16 protein-coding genes are annotated in these 15,119 nt (G+C 56.1%); 15 read left to right on the forward strand and 1 reads right to left on the reverse strand.

Going from position 1 to position 15,119, the window contains the following annotated elements; all coding sequences use genetic code 11:
- Positions 1 to 39: 39 nt before the first annotated feature.
- From remA to spoVM, 15 genes are all read left to right on the forward strand, one after another.
- Entirely contained in the window at positions 40 to 300 is a 261-nt protein-coding gene (gene remA, locus IAE55_RS06405) for an extracellular matrix/biofilm regulator RemA (RefSeq protein WP_006209218.1), read from the forward strand.
- A gap of 16 nt (positions 301 to 316) precedes the next feature.
- On the forward strand, positions 317 to 889 hold the full coding sequence (gene gmk / locus IAE55_RS06410; RefSeq protein WP_116229595.1) for a guanylate kinase: 573 nt from the start codon (positions 317 to 319) through the stop codon (positions 887 to 889).
- Between the two features lie 46 nt (positions 890 to 935).
- Positions 936 to 1,160, forward strand: coding sequence for a DNA-directed RNA polymerase subunit omega (gene rpoZ, locus IAE55_RS06415; RefSeq protein ID WP_105444589.1), 225 nt, complete (start codon positions 936 to 938; stop codon positions 1,158 to 1,160).
- A gap of 160 nt (positions 1,161 to 1,320) precedes the next feature.
- A complete protein-coding gene (gene coaBC / locus IAE55_RS06420) occupies positions 1,321 to 2,547 on the forward strand; it encodes a bifunctional phosphopantothenoylcysteine decarboxylase/phosphopantothenate--cysteine ligase CoaBC (protein ID WP_145158301.1) in 1,227 nt (408 codons plus the stop codon).
- Between the two features lie 5 nt (positions 2,548 to 2,552).
- Entirely contained in the window at positions 2,553 to 5,090 is a 2,538-nt protein-coding gene (gene priA / locus IAE55_RS06425) for a primosomal protein N' (RefSeq protein WP_116231589.1), read from the forward strand.
- Positions 5,091 to 5,175: 85 nt separating this feature from the next.
- Positions 5,176 to 5,658, forward strand: coding sequence for a peptide deformylase (def, locus tag IAE55_RS06430; protein WP_076169936.1), 483 nt, complete (start codon positions 5,176 to 5,178; stop codon positions 5,656 to 5,658).
- A gap of 6 nt (positions 5,659 to 5,664) precedes the next feature.
- Positions 5,665 to 6,597 carry a methionyl-tRNA formyltransferase gene (gene fmt, locus IAE55_RS06435; protein WP_200631436.1) on the forward strand — a complete coding sequence of 311 codons (933 nt, stop codon included), beginning with the start codon at positions 5,665 to 5,667 and terminating at the stop codon, positions 6,595 to 6,597.
- A 56-nt stretch (positions 6,598 to 6,653) separates the two neighbouring features.
- Positions 6,654 to 7,979 (forward strand): 16S rRNA (cytosine(967)-C(5))-methyltransferase RsmB, encoded by a 1,326-nt coding sequence (gene rsmB, locus IAE55_RS06440; protein WP_200631701.1) that lies wholly within the window; start codon positions 6,654 to 6,656, stop codon positions 7,977 to 7,979.
- 154 nt (positions 7,980 to 8,133) lie between these two features.
- Positions 8,134 to 9,174, forward strand: coding sequence for a 23S rRNA (adenine(2503)-C(2))-methyltransferase RlmN (gene rlmN / locus IAE55_RS06445; protein WP_076170163.1), 1,041 nt, complete (start codon positions 8,134 to 8,136; stop codon positions 9,172 to 9,174).
- Between the two features lie 7 nt (positions 9,175 to 9,181).
- Positions 9,182 to 9,958 carry a Stp1/IreP family PP2C-type Ser/Thr phosphatase gene (locus IAE55_RS06450; protein ID WP_200631437.1) on the forward strand — a complete coding sequence of 259 codons (777 nt, stop codon included), beginning with the start codon at positions 9,182 to 9,184 and terminating at the stop codon, positions 9,956 to 9,958.
- Positions 9,955 to 12,138: a Stk1 family PASTA domain-containing Ser/Thr kinase gene (gene pknB / locus IAE55_RS06455; RefSeq protein WP_145158309.1), complete on the forward strand. Its 2,184-nt coding sequence runs from the start codon at positions 9,955 to 9,957 to the stop codon at positions 12,136 to 12,138. Before IAE55_RS06450 ends, pknB begins: the two co-directional genes overlap by 4 nt.
- Positions 12,139 to 12,263: 125 nt before the next feature.
- On the forward strand, positions 12,264 to 13,178 hold the full coding sequence (rsgA, locus tag IAE55_RS06460; protein ID WP_145158312.1) for a ribosome small subunit-dependent GTPase A: 915 nt from the start codon (positions 12,264 to 12,266) through the stop codon (positions 13,176 to 13,178).
- A gap of 4 nt (positions 13,179 to 13,182) precedes the next feature.
- Positions 13,183 to 13,845, forward strand: coding sequence for a ribulose-phosphate 3-epimerase (gene rpe / locus IAE55_RS06465; protein WP_145158315.1), 663 nt, complete (start codon positions 13,183 to 13,185; stop codon positions 13,843 to 13,845).
- Positions 13,846 to 13,849: 4 nt separating this feature from the next.
- A complete protein-coding gene (locus IAE55_RS06470; RefSeq protein ID WP_076169943.1) occupies positions 13,850 to 14,110 on the forward strand; it encodes a hypothetical protein in 261 nt (86 codons plus the stop codon).
- Positions 14,111 to 14,260: 150 nt separating this feature from the next.
- Positions 14,261 to 14,341 (forward strand): stage V sporulation protein SpoVM, encoded by an 81-nt coding sequence (gene spoVM, locus IAE55_RS06475; RefSeq protein ID WP_036707696.1) that lies wholly within the window; start codon positions 14,261 to 14,263, stop codon positions 14,339 to 14,341.
- A 353-nt stretch (positions 14,342 to 14,694) separates the two neighbouring features.
- On the opposite strand, the gene rpmB is transcribed toward spoVM, so the two are convergent.
- Positions 14,695 to 14,883 carry a 50S ribosomal protein L28 gene (rpmB, locus tag IAE55_RS06480; protein WP_047910965.1) on the reverse strand — a complete coding sequence of 63 codons (189 nt, stop codon included), beginning with the start codon at positions 14,881 to 14,883 and terminating at the stop codon, positions 14,695 to 14,697.
- Positions 14,884 to 15,119 lie beyond the last annotated feature (236 nt).

The raw sequence follows: 15,119 nt of genomic DNA on the forward strand, positions 1-15,119 counted from the left end.
ACAGGAGAGAGTCAAATGAATAGGGGGAAGAACCTGAATATGGCAATCAAACTCATTAACATCGGCTTCGGGAATATTGTATCGGCTAACCGTATCATTTCGATTGTAAGCCCCGAATCAGCGCCTATTAAGCGGATTATTCAGGAAGCAAGAGATCGTCACATGCTGATCGATGCGACCTATGGGCGCAGGACGCGCGCCGTAATCATTACGGACAGCGACCATGTCATCCTGTCGGCGGTGCAGCCGGAGACGGTGGCTCATCGCTTGTCCAGCAAAGATGACGATAATGACGAATAACAAGATGGGGAGTAATATGTCAAAAGGAATATTGTTTGTATTGTCAGGACCTTCCGGGGTCGGTAAAGGAACCGTGTGCAGCGCGCTGCGCGGGAAGCTGCCGGATTTGGTCTATTCGGTATCGGCGACGACACGGAGCCCGCGCCAGGGAGAAGTGAACGGGGTCAATTATTTTTTCAAAACCCGTGACCAGTTTCTGGATATGATGCAGAACGACCAGCTACTGGAGTATGCGGAGTACGTGGGGAACTATTACGGAACGCCGCGCGATTTCGTAGAGAAGACGCTGGAAAGCGGAAACGATATTATTCTGGAAATTGAGGTGCAGGGTGCCCTTCAGGTCAAACAGAAGTTTCCCGAGGGGGTATTTATTTTCCTGCTGCCGCCTTCCCTGGACGAACTCAAGGACCGGATCATCGGGCGCGGTACGGAGAACCAGGCGACGATCGACCACCGCATGACGGTGGCGGTTGACGAAATCAATTTGATGCAGCATTATGACTATGCGGTGGTTAACGATCAGATTGATTGCGCCTGCAAACGAATAGAATCGATTATTATCGCCGAACATTGTAAAATCAAGAAATAAACGAAGACAGCATTCCATTTGAGAATAATAAAAGAGGTGTCGCCAAGTGTTGTACCCATCGATTGATGAAATGATGAATAAAGTCGACAGTAAATACTCGCTGGTCGTCGCGGCCTCCCGCCGTGCGAGACAGCTGCGCGAGGGCGCAAAGACCGACCTGAAGCATCCAAGATCCCACAAATACGTGGGCGTGGCGCTTGAGGAAATTTATGGGGATTTGCTTCGGGTGATTCCGGAACCGGTCGCCGAACGGGATGAGAATAAGGCGTAAGCCTGTTCTTCCCGGGACGGGGCTTTTTCTGCTGTTATGCGGCAGGTCTAACAAGAACTCATATTAAGTTTGCAGCAAGAGCGTATAGACGTCTTCCAGATACAACCGCAAGGTTGTATTTTTTTCTCTATCTAAATGAAACGGAAAGCGGGGAAATCGTATGTTAACCGGCAAAACCATCGTGCTCGGCGTGACGGGTGGAATCGCGGCGTTCAAGGCGGCCAGTCTGTGCAGCAAGCTGGTGCAAAAAGGCGCAGATGTCCACGTGATCATGACGGAATCAGCGAAGCAGTTTATTACGGAGCTGACCTTTCAGAGTCTGTCCAAAAATCCGGTATACAGCGACACGTTCGATGAGCGCGATCCATCCGTTGTCTCCCATATCCATTTGGCCGATGAGGCCGACCTCGTTCTCATCGCACCGGCTACAGCCAATATGATCGCAAAAATGGCCCATGGTCTGGCGGACGACATGCTTTCGACGACGCTGCTCGCCACCGAGGCGCCGGTCATGATCGCACCGGCCATGAACGTGCATATGTATGCCCATCCGGCGGTTCAGGCCAACATGCGGCTGCTCGAGTCCCGGGGCGTGATGATGATCGAGCCCGGCGAAGGACTGCTTGCCTGCGGCTATGTCGGCAAGGGACGGCTGGAGGAGCCGGAAACGATCGTCCAGGTAGTGGAGCGCTTTTTTGCGTCTCACAATGAATCCGTACAAGGGCAGGGTCTGCTCCGCGGGAAAAAGGTCATCGTTACCTCGGGCGGAACGGTGGAACGGATCGACCCGGTGCGTTACATCACCAATGATTCTTCCGGGAAAATGGGGTTTGCCATCGCCAAGGCCGCCAAAGACATGGGGGCGGAGGTGCATGTCGTTTACGGCCATACGGACGTTGAGCCCCCTTCAGACGTGGACGCGGTGAAAGTCCAGTCCGCCGAGGATATGTACCGGGCGGTGCTGGAACATTGGGAGGACAGCGACCTGGTCATCAAGGCGGCGGCTGTCGCGGATTACCGTCCGAAGGTGACGGCCGCAAGCAAAATGAAAAAGTCGGGGGATACGATGACGCTCGAGCTCGTCAAAACGGTGGATATTCTGGAGGAGCTCGGCAAGACGAAGACAACGCAGTTTTTGATCGGATTTGCAGCCGAGACGAATGATGTGGAGAAATATGCCCAGGATAAGCTGAAACGGAAAAACGCCGATCTGATCGTGGCCAATGACGTAACGGCGGAGGGAGCCGGCTTCAGATCCGATACCAACATCGTTCAGGTATACGATGCCGGCGGACTGGTCGAACAAATGCCCGTAATGACTAAGGACGAAGTGGCCCGGCGCCTGCTGACGATCGCTGCGGCCCGGATGACCGGGGCTTTGTCCTGATGGAGATGCGTGTGGCAAAGGTGATCGTCGACGTCCCGGTGCGTGATACCGACCGTCCCTTTGACTATCTCATTCCCGAATCCATGCGGGCATGGATCGAGGTGGGAAGCCGGGTCGGTGTGCCGTTCGGCCACCGCACGGTCCAGGGATTCGTGGTCGGCCTTGAGCCGGAGCCGGCGGCTGCCGGCATGAAGCTTAAAGCCATCCAGGAAGTGCTTGATGTCATTCCGCCGTTGTCCGAAGAGCTGGTGGAACTGGCCGGGTGGATGAGCCGCAGGTATGCCTGCCGGATGATTACGGCGCTTCAGGTCATGGTGCCTACGGCCCTCAAGGGCAAAGCCGAACGGTTTATCTCGCTCGGAACCCCGCAGCCGAAGGAGCCTGAGGATTTGTATTCCGGCGGCTTGTTCGAATTAGAACTGGAGCCTTCCGGCGGCGAGCGGGCGATTCTTGATTTCGTCGAAAAAAAAGGTGAGGTCACCTCCAAGCAGCTGAGCCGGCAGTTTCCGGACAGCGCTCCGGTGATCAAATCGCTGCTGCGCCGGGGCGTGCTGCAGGAAAACCAATCCATCAAGGACAAGCTGCAGATCAAGACGCTGAAAGCTGTCGATCTGGCGGTAACGCCGGACGAAGCGGAGGCCGCGCTGGCGTCGTTCGCGCCGAAAGCACAGCGTCAGCGCGAGGTGCTGCAGTTTATTGTTGAAATGAAAGAGATGCTTCCGCTTGCGCTGAAGGATGTCCTGGCGACGATGCAGGTGTCGGCCGCGACCGTGAAAGGGCTGGCGGATAAAGGTTACATTACGATTGAAGACAAAGAAGCGTTCAGGGATCCTTACCGGGGTCGCTGGTTTAAGCCAAGCGATCCGCTGCCGCTGACCGCGGAGCAGCAGAACGCCTATGACCGTATTGTCTCGGTGCTCGATGCGCAGCGGCACGGGGTGTTTCTGCTGCATGGGGTTACAGGCAGCGGAAAGACCGAGATCTACCTGCAGAGCATCCAGCGCTGCATTGAGCAGGGCCGGCAGGCCATCGTGCTCGTGCCGGAAATTTCGCTGACACCGCAGATGGTGGAACGGTTCAAAGGGCGCTTCGGCGACCAGGTCGCCGTCATGCACAGCCGCCTGTCGGGCGGGGAGCGCTACGACGAATGGCGTAAAATCCGCGAAGGCCGGGCGGCCGTCGCCATCGGCGCCAGATCGGCGGTGTTCGCGCCGTTTGCCAAGATCGGGCTTATCATTATGGACGAGGAACATGAAACGTCGTACAAGCAGGAAGAAAGCCCGAAATACCATGCCCGGGACGTGGCCGTCCAGCGGGCGATGCAGCACGGCGCGGCGGTCATTCTGGGCTCGGCGACGCCTTCGCTTGAGAGCTACCATGCCGCGAGATCGCAGGCGAATGACGAGTTTGCGCCAATGCTGCTCGAGATGAAAGCCCGGGCGCTCGGCAATGAGCTGCCGGGAGTACAAATCATCGATATGCGGGAAGAATTAAAAGAAGGCAACCGCTCCATGTTCAGCCGTTCGCTGCATCAGGCAGTTGCGGCCCGGCTGGAACGCAAGGAGCAGACCGTGCTGCTGCTCAACCGGCGCGGCTACTCCACGTTCGTCATGTGCCGCAGCTGCGGCTACGTGGCCGGCTGCCCCGAATGCGACATTTCGCTGACGTACCATCAGAAATCGAACAACCTCCGCTGCCATTACTGCGGCTATGCCGAGCCGGCGCCGTCCGTGTGCCCGGAATGCGGAAGCGAGCATATCCGCTATTTCGGCACCGGTACACAGCGCGTTGAGGAAGAGCTTGCAAAGCTGTTTCCGGGGATCCGGGTGATCCGGATGGACGTGGATACCACGACGGAGAAGGGATCGCACGAGAAGCTGCTGAAGCAGTTCCGGGACAAAAAAGCGGACGTACTCCTGGGCACCCAGATGGTGGCCAAAGGGCTCGACTTTCCGGACGTAACGCTGGTCGGCGTCATTACGGCCGACTCGGCGCTCAACCTGCCGGATTTCCGGGCCGCAGAGAAGACGTTCCAGCTGCTGACCCAGGTCGCCGGCCGCGCCGGCCGCCACCAGCTGCCCGGGGAGGTCATGATCCAGTCCTATACGCCGGATCATTATTCGATTATTCACGCCAGCGGGCATGATTACGATTCGTTTGTCCGGGAGGAGCTGAAGCATCGGCGGAACCTGCACTATCCGCCGTACTGCCGGCTGATTCTGGTCACGCTGTCGCATGAGCAGCTGCCGTTTCTCGTCCGGATGGCGGAGAACATGGTGTCTGTCCTCCAGGGCAAAGCCCGGCAGAAGGGCTGGTACGGCAGCCTGGACCGGCTGACCTCGGACGCTTTTGACGTGCTGGGGCCGGTGGCATCTCCTGTGCCCCGGATAAAAAATAGATACAGATTTCAATGTATGATAAAATGGCGTGGGACCATCGACGCTGTCGGCCTGGTCAGGGAAGCCGCCGAGCAGCTCGAGGATACCGCGCAGAATCCGAAGCTTCAAATCAGTATCGATGTAGACCCGCAAATGCTGATGTAGCACCTAAGCGGCGTACCGTCATCATATGGAATCATGGATGAATAACCAACAATGAATATTTGAACCCGATAAGGAAGGTGTCAGCATGGCGATCCGCATTATTGTGAAAGAACCGGATGAGGTTTTGCATAAAACCGCTAAAGAAGTGAAAGAAGTTACCCCTAATGTCAAAAAGTTGCTGAACGACATGGCGGACACGATGTACGACGCGGAGGGCGTTGGCCTGGCCGCGCCGCAGGTCGGCATTTTGAAGAGACTGATCGTCGTCGATGTCGGCGATGAGCACGGCCTGATCAAGATGGTCAACCCGGAAATCGTAGCCAAGGATGGCGAGCAGTTCGGCCCAGAGGGCTGCCTGAGCATTCCCGGATTAAACGGAGACGTCCGCCGTGCCGAGCAGGTTACGGTGAAAGGGCTGGATGAGAACGGCAAGGAAGTGACGATTACGGGCACCGGCCTGCTGGCCCGCTGCTTCCAGCACGAAATCGATCATTTGGACGGCGTGCTGTTTACCGACATTGCAGAAAGAGTGTATGAGTATACGCCGGAACGCGCCGGAAAGGAGTAATGCCTGATGAATATCGTTTTTATGGGGACGCCCGCGTTTGCCGTTCCCAGTCTCCGCATGCTGCTTGCGGAGGGCTATAACGTCGTGGCCGTCGTTACGCAGCCGGACCGTCCGCAGGGACGGAAGAAGGTGCTGATGCCGACGCCCGTCAAGGAAGTGGCGCTTGAGCACGGTCTGCCGGTGCTGCAGCCGCAGCGCATGCGCAATCCCGAAGCGGTAAGCGAACTCGCGGCTTATAAGCCCGACCTGATCGTTACGGCCGCTTACGGGCAAATTTTGCCGAAAGCGGTGCTGGATCTGCCGGCCAAGGGCTGCGTCAACGTTCACGGCTCGCTTTTGCCGAAATACAGAGGCGGCGCACCGATTCAGCGCTGCATCATCAATGGCGAGACGGTGACGGGCATTACGCTCATGTACATGGCCGAAGGGCTGGACACGGGCGATATGATCGCCCAAGTGGAGGTACCCATCACCGACGAGGATACCTCGGGAACGCTGTTCGAGAAGCTGAGCACCGCCGGGGCGGCGCTGCTCAAAGAACAGATGCCGCGGCTGCTGGAAGGCGGCGTCCCTGTGACGGTGCAGGATGACTCGCAGGCTACATACGCCCCGAACCTGAAGCGTGAGGACGAGAAAATCGACTGGAGCAAGTCGACGCGCGATATTTACAATCAAATTCGCGGCCTGGTGCCTTTTTCCGGGGCGTTTACATTCTGGAATGATGACGTGTTCAAGGTCTGGGGCTCGCGCAAAGGGGAGAAGGCCTCCGAGGAAGCGGATCCGGGAACGGTGCTTCAGCTTACGCCGGAAGGTATTGAAGTAAAAACCGGCGACGGGGCCCTGTGGCTGACCGATATTCAGCCGAGCGGCAAGAAGGCGATGGATGCCGGGCAGTTTATCCGGGGAACCAGCATGACGCCCGGGACGGTGCTGAAGTGAGCGGACGCGGAACCCAAGAACGGAAGGGCCGCGAGCCCTCGGCGCGCGAGCTGGCGATGGATATCCTGACGCGCGTAGAGCAGGAAGGCGCCTACAGCAACCTGCAGCTGAACGCTGCGCTGCAGCGCGCGAACCTGTCGCGCGAGGATGCCGGCCTTGCGACCGAGCTCGTATACGGTCCGATCTCCCGGATGAACACGCTGGATTATTTCCTGAACCGCTTTGTCAGCAAAGGCGTGAGCAAGCTGCAGCCCTGGGTGCGAAGCCTGCTGCGGCTCAGTCTGTATCAGATCATGTACCTGGACCGCATTCCTTCCCATGCCGTGGTTAATGAGGCTGTGAACTTGGCCAAGCGCCGCGGCCACCAGGGTATTTCCGGCATGGTGAACGGCGTGCTCCGGAACGTGCTGCGCAGTCCCGACAAGCTGGTTCTGCCGGAAAGTCTCGGACCGGCCGAACGGATCGCGCTGGAGCATTCCCATCCCGAATGGCTGGTTCAGCGCTGGATCGGGCAGTACGGGGAAGAAGCGGCCGAAGCGATCTGCCGGGCGAACAACGAGCCTCCGGCCGTCAGCGTCCGGGTGAACACGACGATGATCAGCCGCGACGGCCTGCTTGGCGAGATGGAGGAGAAAGGCATGGATGCGGTGCCGTCTCCGCTTACGCCGGAAGGCATTCTCGTCCGCAGCGGGGGCAACATGGCCCTGACCGGCTGGTACCGGGACGGCCAGCTGTCCGTGCAGGACGAGAGCTCGATGCTGGTCGGGGATGCGGTAGGTCCCGAGCCCGGCATGAGGGTGCTCGACTGCTGTGCCGCCCCCGGAGGCAAGACGGCGCATATAGCCGAGCTCATGCGGGATGAGGGGAAAATCATCGCCAACGATCTGCACGAGCATAAGCAGAAGCTGATCCGCGAGCAGGCCGAACGGCTTGGGCTGGATGCCATCGAGCCGGTTACCGGCGATGCGCTGGAACTGGCCGGACGGTATCCGGCGGCGTCCTTCGACCGCATTCTGCTGGATGCCCCATGCTCCGGCCTTGGCGTTATCCGGCGCAAGCCGGACCTGAAATGGGCCAAAACCCCGGGGGACATCGAGGAGATCGCGGCCCTGCAGTACCGGCTGCTGGAATCGGTGTCGGCTCTGCTCCGGCCCGGCGGCATTCTCGTATACAGCACGTGTACGATCGAGCCGCGGGAGAACGAAGAGAACGTCGAGCGGTTCCTACGGAACCACCCGGAGTTCGCCATAGCACCGGAAGCGCCCCCTGCCTGGGAACGGCTGCTGGGCACGGCGCTGCCGCGGGGCGGCGGCGTACAGATTTTGCCCCAGCATTTTCATAGCGACGGATTTTACATTGCACGGATTCAAAGACTCTCCTAAACTAGCGGACCGCCCGCACGGGCAGCCGCTGCTTCCTGTAACCCGCCGGGCGCGAGCTTGGCGGGTTTTCTCTTTTACCGCTACTTTTATTTGTGTTAAAATAGGAAGAATGAGAAACAATAAGCATATGAATGAAAAGACAGGTGTGGTGAAGATGAAACCTTTTATATATGATTTGAATTTGGAAGACCTGCAAGATTGGGCGAAGGAAAACGGCGAGCCCGCGTTCCGCGCCGGCCAGATTTTTGACTGGCTCTACGTCAAACGGGTCAACAGCTTCGACGAAATGACGAACCTCTCCAAGGAGCTCCGCAAAAAGCTGGACGATCAGTTCCAGTTTGTGACGCTGCAGGAAATTACGAAGCTGGAATCTAAGGACGGAACCGTCAAGTTTCTGTTCGGCCTGCATGACGACCATGCGATTGAAACGGTCATCATGAAGCATAGCTACGGCAACAGCATCTGTGTCACGACCCAGGTCGGCTGCCGTATCGGCTGCACCTTTTGCGCCTCGACGCTGGGCGGTCTGAAGCGGAACCTGACGGCCGGGGAGATCGTGGCCCAGGTGGTGCAGGCCCAGAAGATTCTGGACGAGAAAGGGGAGCGCGTCAGCAGCATCGTCATCATGGGCTCGGGCGAGCCTTTTGAAAACTATGAAGCGACGATGAAGTTCCTGCGTATTATGATTCATGAAAAAGGACTGAACATCGGGCAGCGGCATATTACCGTCTCCACGAGCGGGATCGTGCCGAACATTTATAAATTCGCGAACGAGGACACCCAGATCAATCTGGCGATTTCCATTCATGCGCCAAACGATGTGCTCCGCTCGAAGCTGATGCCCGTGAACCGCCGTTATCCGTTCGAGGATGTTATGGAATCCCTTCGCTATTACCTGGCCAAAACAGGCCGGCGGATTACGTTTGAGTATGCGCTGATCGGCGGCGTTAACGACCGTCCGGAGCATGCCCAGGAGCTGGCGAACGTGCTCAAGGATATGCTGTGCCACGTCAACCTGATTCCGGTCAATCACGTACCGGAGCGGAAGTATGTCAGAACGTCCCGTAACGATATATTCCAGTTTCAACGGGTTCTCGCCGATAGCGGCGTGAACGTGACGATCCGCCGCGAGCAGGGCCACGATATCGCGGCTGCCTGCGGACAGCTGCGGGCCAAGCACATGGAGTTGAGGTGAGAGGAATTTGATCAAAACTGTTCATGTCAGTAACGTTGGCCGGGTTCGCTCGGTCAATGAAGACTCGGTATGGGTCGGCCAGCTGCCGCAGGGCTATACCCTCGGGATCGTCGCTGACGGCATGGGAGGGCATCAGGCAGGCGATACGGCCAGCCGGCTGGCCGTCGAAACCATGACGGACGACCTGTCCTCGCTGGAATCCGGCATTTCGCCGGAAGGCTTGAAGGCCGCGCTTAGCGACGCCATCCTGCACGCCAATGATGTGATTTATACCGAGGCCTCCAAACACGAGGAATTTTACAACATGGGAACGACGGTCGTGGCCCTGCTCCTGAGCGGGGAATCCGGCTACATTGGACATATCGGCGACAGCCGGGCCTACAAGGTTGCCGGCGGTGAGGTCGTTCAATTAACGGAAGACCATAAACTGGTGTATGAATTGTACAAACGCGGACAAATCAGCCTGGAGAATATGAAAGTCCATCCGATGCGCAATGCGATTACGCGCGCGCTTGGAACGGACGCCGACGTGTCCGTGGACCTGTATCCCATCAGCCTCTCCCCCGGAGAGGTGCTGCTCTTGTGCAGCGACGGCTTAAGCGATCTGGTCAGCTCCGAACACATCGGGCAAATATCCGGAAACGGCGAGCTGCCGCTGGAAGAAAGAGCGGACCGTTTACTTCAACTGGCACTTCTCGCCGGAGGCGATGACAACATTACCGTCGCCCTGTTCGAACTTCAAGACGAAGTCGCCGGGCAAAGCATAAAGGAGTGGGATTCATGATCGGACACGAATTGGGCGGTCGTTATGAGGTGATCGAGCGGATCGGTGGCGGCGGAATGGCACTCGTTTACAAAGCTCATGATATTTTATTGGGCAGGAACGTAGCCATTAAGGTGCTGCGCCAACAGTTTGTGCACGATGAGGAATTTATTCGCCGTTTCCGCCGGGAGGCACAGTCAGCGGCTTCGCTATCGCATTCGAACGTGGTCAGCATTTATGATGTGGGCCAGGAAGACGACATTCATTATATCGTTATGGAATACGTCGAGGGACATAATCTCGACGAGATCATCAAGGAGCGGGCTCCCCTGCAGGTCGACGAAGCGGTGCGAATCGCCTCACAGATTTGCGACGCGCTGGATCATGCGCATCAGAATCAAATCATCCACCGGGATATCAAGCCGCATAACATTATGATCGGCCGCAACGGCCGGGTAAAGGTAACGGATTTCGGAATCGCCCGTGCCGTTACGTCGACGACAATTACGCAGACGGGTTCGGTGGTCGGATCGGTACATTATTTTTCTCCGGAGCATGCCAAGGGCGTGGTGACCGGGGAAAAGTCGGATTTATATTCTCTTGGTATCGTACTGTACCAGATGCTGACCGCACGTCTGCCGTTTTTGGGGGAGAGCCCGATCAGCGTGGCGCTTAAGCATCTTCAAGAGGAGTTCGAGGAGCCGCGTGAGGTGAATCCTCTCATTCCGCAGAGCGTCGAGAACATTATTCTGAAATCGATGCGCAAAAATCCGCAGGAGCGTTACCAGTCGGCCAAGGAAATGCTTCAGGACCTGGAGACCTGCCTGCTGCCGGAGCGCCGGAATGAGCCGAAGATCGAGTTTGACGATATGGACGATGAGGATCGGACCCGCGTCATTCCGGCCATCAAGCCCCAGCCGCGCTCCATTTCGAGAGCGAAAGCGCAGGCCGTGGAGGACGATGACGAGGCGGACGAGCCGATGGTCGGCAAAGGCAAGCCAAAAAAGAAAAAGTCGGGCAGGGCGGCGCTGTGGATCAGCTTGACCCTGGTCGTTCTATTGGCTTTGGCCGGTGTGGTGTGGTACGTCAACCAGAAGCTTGTCGTGCCGAACGTCACCGTGCCGAGCGTCATTAACATGACCGAGGATCAGGCGCGCAAAGCGCTCAGCGACAAGGGGCTGCTGGTGGAAGATCCGGTCATCCGGAAGTACAACAAGGACTTTGGCAATGGCGTCGTCTATGAGCAGAGCAGACCGGAAGGCACGGTCGTCAAAGAAGGCGCGGCGATTCAGCTGACGGTGAGCACGGAGAAGCCGAAGGTACCGATGCCTGATGTGAAGGGTTCTACATTTGACGATGCGAGAAAAGCACTGCTCGCCAAAGGGATCAAAGAGACTAACATTAAGCAGAAACAGGAATTCAGCGACAACGTTGAAAAGGGATTGATCATCAGTTCCGACCCTGGAGCTAACGAAGAAATCGATGTGGATAACCAGGAGATTACACTGACGGTCAGCCAAGGCCCAGAAACCGTAAAAATGCCCGATTTGATCGGCAAGACACTGCAGGAGGCACAGGATCTTCTAACGCAGAAGAAGCTGAAGCTGCTGCGGGTCGTCGAGGAAGACAGCTATACGGTGGAAAAAGGGAAAGTCATCAAGCAGTTCCCGTTTGACCCGAATACCCAGGCCACGCCGAACGCCGAAATCACGCTCACGATAAGCAAAGGCTACCCGGCGGATGCCCTGAACTATACGCTGAACCTGCCTGTGGCTCCGGTCGAGGAAGGCAAAAATACGAAAATCCAGATCAAATACTCGGACGCCCATACCGAAGGCAAAACGGTCGATTGGGGAACGAAGACGATCCAAACGACGCAGGTGCTGCCGATCGATCTGGTGGTCGATCCGAACAGGGACGCCGTCGTCACGGTGCTTCGCGACGGACAGGTGTTCGATACGTATTCGGTAAGGTATACCGATGTACGAAATGGCACCGTTCCGACGATCGAGCTCCCAGCCATGGGGGGCGAGGATCCCGGTGATCCAGGCCATGAGGGTGATCCCGGTGATCATGGAGATTCCGGCAACGGGGATAATCAAGGATCAGACGAGACCGGATTTCTGAACGACCACCCGGGAAAGGGCAAAGGTAAGGACAAGGGTAAGGGCCCCGACACCGAAAACGTCATTTACAGATAACCGCCGGGTCACGAGGACATTTTATAAAGATGTCAATATCAGTAAATTTTAAGGATTACAAATCATATTATCTCCGGCCCTGCCTCACCGGCAGAAGCCGGAAAGAAAGAGAGGCCTTGCAATGTATGCCTGATGGAGTAATCGTGAAAGCTCTGAGCGGATACTACTATGTCAAACCGCTGGAGAACGGAAAAGCCGTAGGAAGCGCCGAAGCCGTACAGTGCCGCGCGCGGGGGATCTTCAAGAAGAGAGGCACCTCTCCGCTTGTCGGGGATCATGTGGTGTACTCCCTTACCGAGAATGGTGAGGGGATGGTGGATGAGATCAAGCCCCGCCGATCCGAACTGATCCGCCCGCCCGTTGCCAATGCGGAGCTTGCGGTCCTGCTGTTTTCCGTTCGCGAACCGGATCTCAACCTGTCCCTTCTTGACAAATTTCTGGTCCATATTGAGCATTCCGGCCTGGAGACGATCATTTGTCTCACCAAACAGGATCTGCTTGCCGCGGATACGGATGCCCAGGACCCGGTAATGGCCGTCAAGGAGCTCTATGAGCGGATCGGTTATGAGGTTCTGGTTACGAGTTCACGTTCCGGCCTGGGAAGCAGCGAGCTGAAGGAACGCCTTACGGACGTCATCAGCGTGTTTTCGGGCCAATCGGGCGTCGGCAAGTCCTCGCTTCTGAACCGGCTCGTTCCCGGACTTTCCCTCGAGACGAGCGCCATCAGCATGAGACTGGGGCGGGGAAAGCATACGACGCGCCATGTGGAGCTGATCGAGCTCGATAACGGCGGGTTTGTCGCCGATACGCCGGGATTCAGCCAGCTCGATTTCCTGGAGCTCGGCGTCGAGGAATTGTCCACTTGCTTCCGGGAATTCGCGCCTTACGCGGAGCAATGCAAATTCCGCGGCTGCAGCCATACGCACGAACCGGGCTGCAAAGTCATTGAGGCGAAGGAGAGCGGGGATATCGCATTAAGCCGCTACGAGCATTATGTGCAGTTTTATACGGAAATGAAAGAAAAGAAGCGGAGGTATTAACACGATGATTAAAATCGCACCATCGATATTGTCGGCGGACTTCGCCAAACTGGGTCAGGAGGTTGCCGAAGCGGAGAAGTCCGGAGCCGACTGGATTCATGTGGATGTCATGGACGGGCACTTTGTGCCGAATATTACGCTGGGGGCGCCGATCGTCAGCGCCATTGCCCCCCACACGACCCTGCCGCTGGATGTGCATCTGATGATCGAGAATCCGGAGCGGTACATCCCTGATTTCGCCAAGGCGGGAGCGGCTTTCATTACAGTTCATGCGGAAGCCTGCACGCATTTGCACCGCGTTGTGCATATGATTAAAGAGCTGGGCGTAAAGGCGGGGGTTGCCCTGAATCCGGGCACACCGGCGTCTGCGATCAGCGAAGTGCTGGAGGATCTGGACCTGGTGCTGGTCATGACCGTTAACCCGGGCTTCGGCGGACAGGAGTTCATTCCGCGCACCGTTCACAAAATCCGCCAAATCCGCCAGCGGCTCAACGAACTGTCGCTGTTTAACGTCCATATCGAAGTGGATGGCGGCATTACGTCCGAGACGGCGCCGCTGGTAACCGAAGCGGGTGCCGACGTGCTGGTGGCGGGAAGTGCCGTGTACGCACAGCCCGACAGAGCCGCTGCCATTTCGGCCATCCGCCGCAGCGTCGGGGGAAAATAATTTCATGAAATTCAAAGATGCGCTGTATCTGACTTTGGCCAGTATCGGAACAGGCCTGTTACTCGGTATATTTTCCATTCTGAAATCGCCGTTTAATGCCATCGCCTCGCTGATCGCGGTGGTGCTGGCCATTTATTATTTCCGGAAAAACGAACGCAAGGGATTAAGGATCGGCTACGTCATCTTTTCGATCCTGTACTACCTGCTGTTTATCTTTATGCTGTCGGTCTACCAATTTTATCAATTGTCTCCGGCTTCAGCTTGAGGCTTAAGGAATAGGGCGTGCTCTTTGAGCATACATATGGTTACATGAGTCAAGGTTCTCATGTAACCTTTTTTTTGTTCCGTCTTAACATTGATCTGGTTCAGGGCATACCATACCGTGATGACATGAGAATGATGGGGAGGGTGAGATATGAAATTTTATACGTTTAAGCTGCCAAAGTTTTTGGGAGGATTCGTGAAGGCTCTTTTAAACACGTTTCACAAAAGCTGATCTTGATACCCTTTGGTATGCCGCTTGCACAAACCGTAAACGGCTTCGCCTTACTGAAGATCATAGAACATACAAGTATCAGGTGAGCTGAACGATTCTATGATCGCAAGAAAAACTTCTGCTTCGCGGTCTGTCTTCCCATGAGAGCGCATCAATAGACGTTTTTCTTACAGGCGGAGCTCGCGTTTCGCGGATGAAATATAAGGCCGGTATAAGAACACAGGCGGATTGACCCTTATATTTCAAAAAAAACCTCTGACAGATGCCAGCGGCATGGCTGCCAACTGATACCGGCCAAAGGCATTAAAAAAGCACCTGCTGGAAACTAGGTGCTTTTTGCTTATATGTCATTACTAAACGCGGGTAACTTTACCTGCTTTCAACGCGCGAGTGCTTACATAAACGCGCTTCGGTTTGCCGTCAACGAGGATACGAACCTTTTGAACGTTTACACCCCAAGAACGACGGTTACGGTTGTTAGCGTGGGATACGTGGTTACCGCTGCCTGGTTTTTTGCCAGTCACATAACATTTGCGAGACATAGATTACACCTCCTTAGCTCCAAACACCTGCATAAAACAATACTTGTATATTTTATCATAGCAAAAAATGCTTCGTCAACCGCCTGCAAAAACATTTATTTCTGGGGTGTCTTATAGTACAATGTTGATTAGCCCATACTATTTTGAGATGGGATCAATTAACATTTATTTTTTTGAATAGGATTATCCGAAAATTGGACGAATGGCGAAACGAAAACGTGCATTGATTCGTATTT

The sequence above is a fragment of the Paenibacillus sp. S28 genome (assembly GCF_016624415.1).
Taxonomy (GTDB): domain Bacteria; phylum Bacillota; class Bacilli; order Paenibacillales; family Paenibacillaceae; genus Paenibacillus_AQ; species Paenibacillus_AQ favisporus.

Coding starts and splice junctions, on each gene's coding strand:
- rlmN (WP_076170163.1), top strand. CDS start 8,134: ATGAAACCTTTTATATATGATTTGAATTTGGAAGACCTGCAAGATTGG.
- priA (WP_116231589.1), top strand. CDS start 2,553: ATGCGTGTGGCAAAGGTGATCGTCGACGTCCCGGTGCGTGATACCGAC.
- spoVM (WP_036707696.1), top strand. CDS start 14,261: ATGAAATTTTATACGTTTAAGCTGCCAAAGTTTTTGGGAGGATTCGTG.
- gmk (WP_116229595.1), top strand. CDS start 317: ATGTCAAAAGGAATATTGTTTGTATTGTCAGGACCTTCCGGGGTCGGT.
- rsgA (WP_145158312.1), top strand. CDS start 12,264: ATGCCTGATGGAGTAATCGTGAAAGCTCTGAGCGGATACTACTATGTC.
- fmt (WP_200631436.1), top strand. CDS start 5,665: ATGAATATCGTTTTTATGGGGACGCCCGCGTTTGCCGTTCCCAGTCTC.
- pknB (WP_145158309.1), top strand. CDS start 9,955: ATGATCGGACACGAATTGGGCGGTCGTTATGAGGTGATCGAGCGGATC.
- def (WP_076169936.1), top strand. CDS start 5,176: ATGGCGATCCGCATTATTGTGAAAGAACCGGATGAGGTTTTGCATAAA.
- remA (WP_006209218.1), top strand. CDS start 40: ATGGCAATCAAACTCATTAACATCGGCTTCGGGAATATTGTATCGGCT.
- coaBC (WP_145158301.1), top strand. CDS start 1,321: ATGTTAACCGGCAAAACCATCGTGCTCGGCGTGACGGGTGGAATCGCG.
- rpmB (WP_047910965.1), bottom strand. CDS start 14,883: ATGTCTCGCAAATGTTATGTGACTGGCAAAAAACCAGGCAGCGGTAAC.
- IAE55_RS06470 (WP_076169943.1), top strand. CDS start 13,850: ATGAAATTCAAAGATGCGCTGTATCTGACTTTGGCCAGTATCGGAACA.
- rsmB (WP_200631701.1), top strand. CDS start 6,654: ATGGATATCCTGACGCGCGTAGAGCAGGAAGGCGCCTACAGCAACCTG.
- rpe (WP_145158315.1), top strand. CDS start 13,183: ATGATTAAAATCGCACCATCGATATTGTCGGCGGACTTCGCCAAACTG.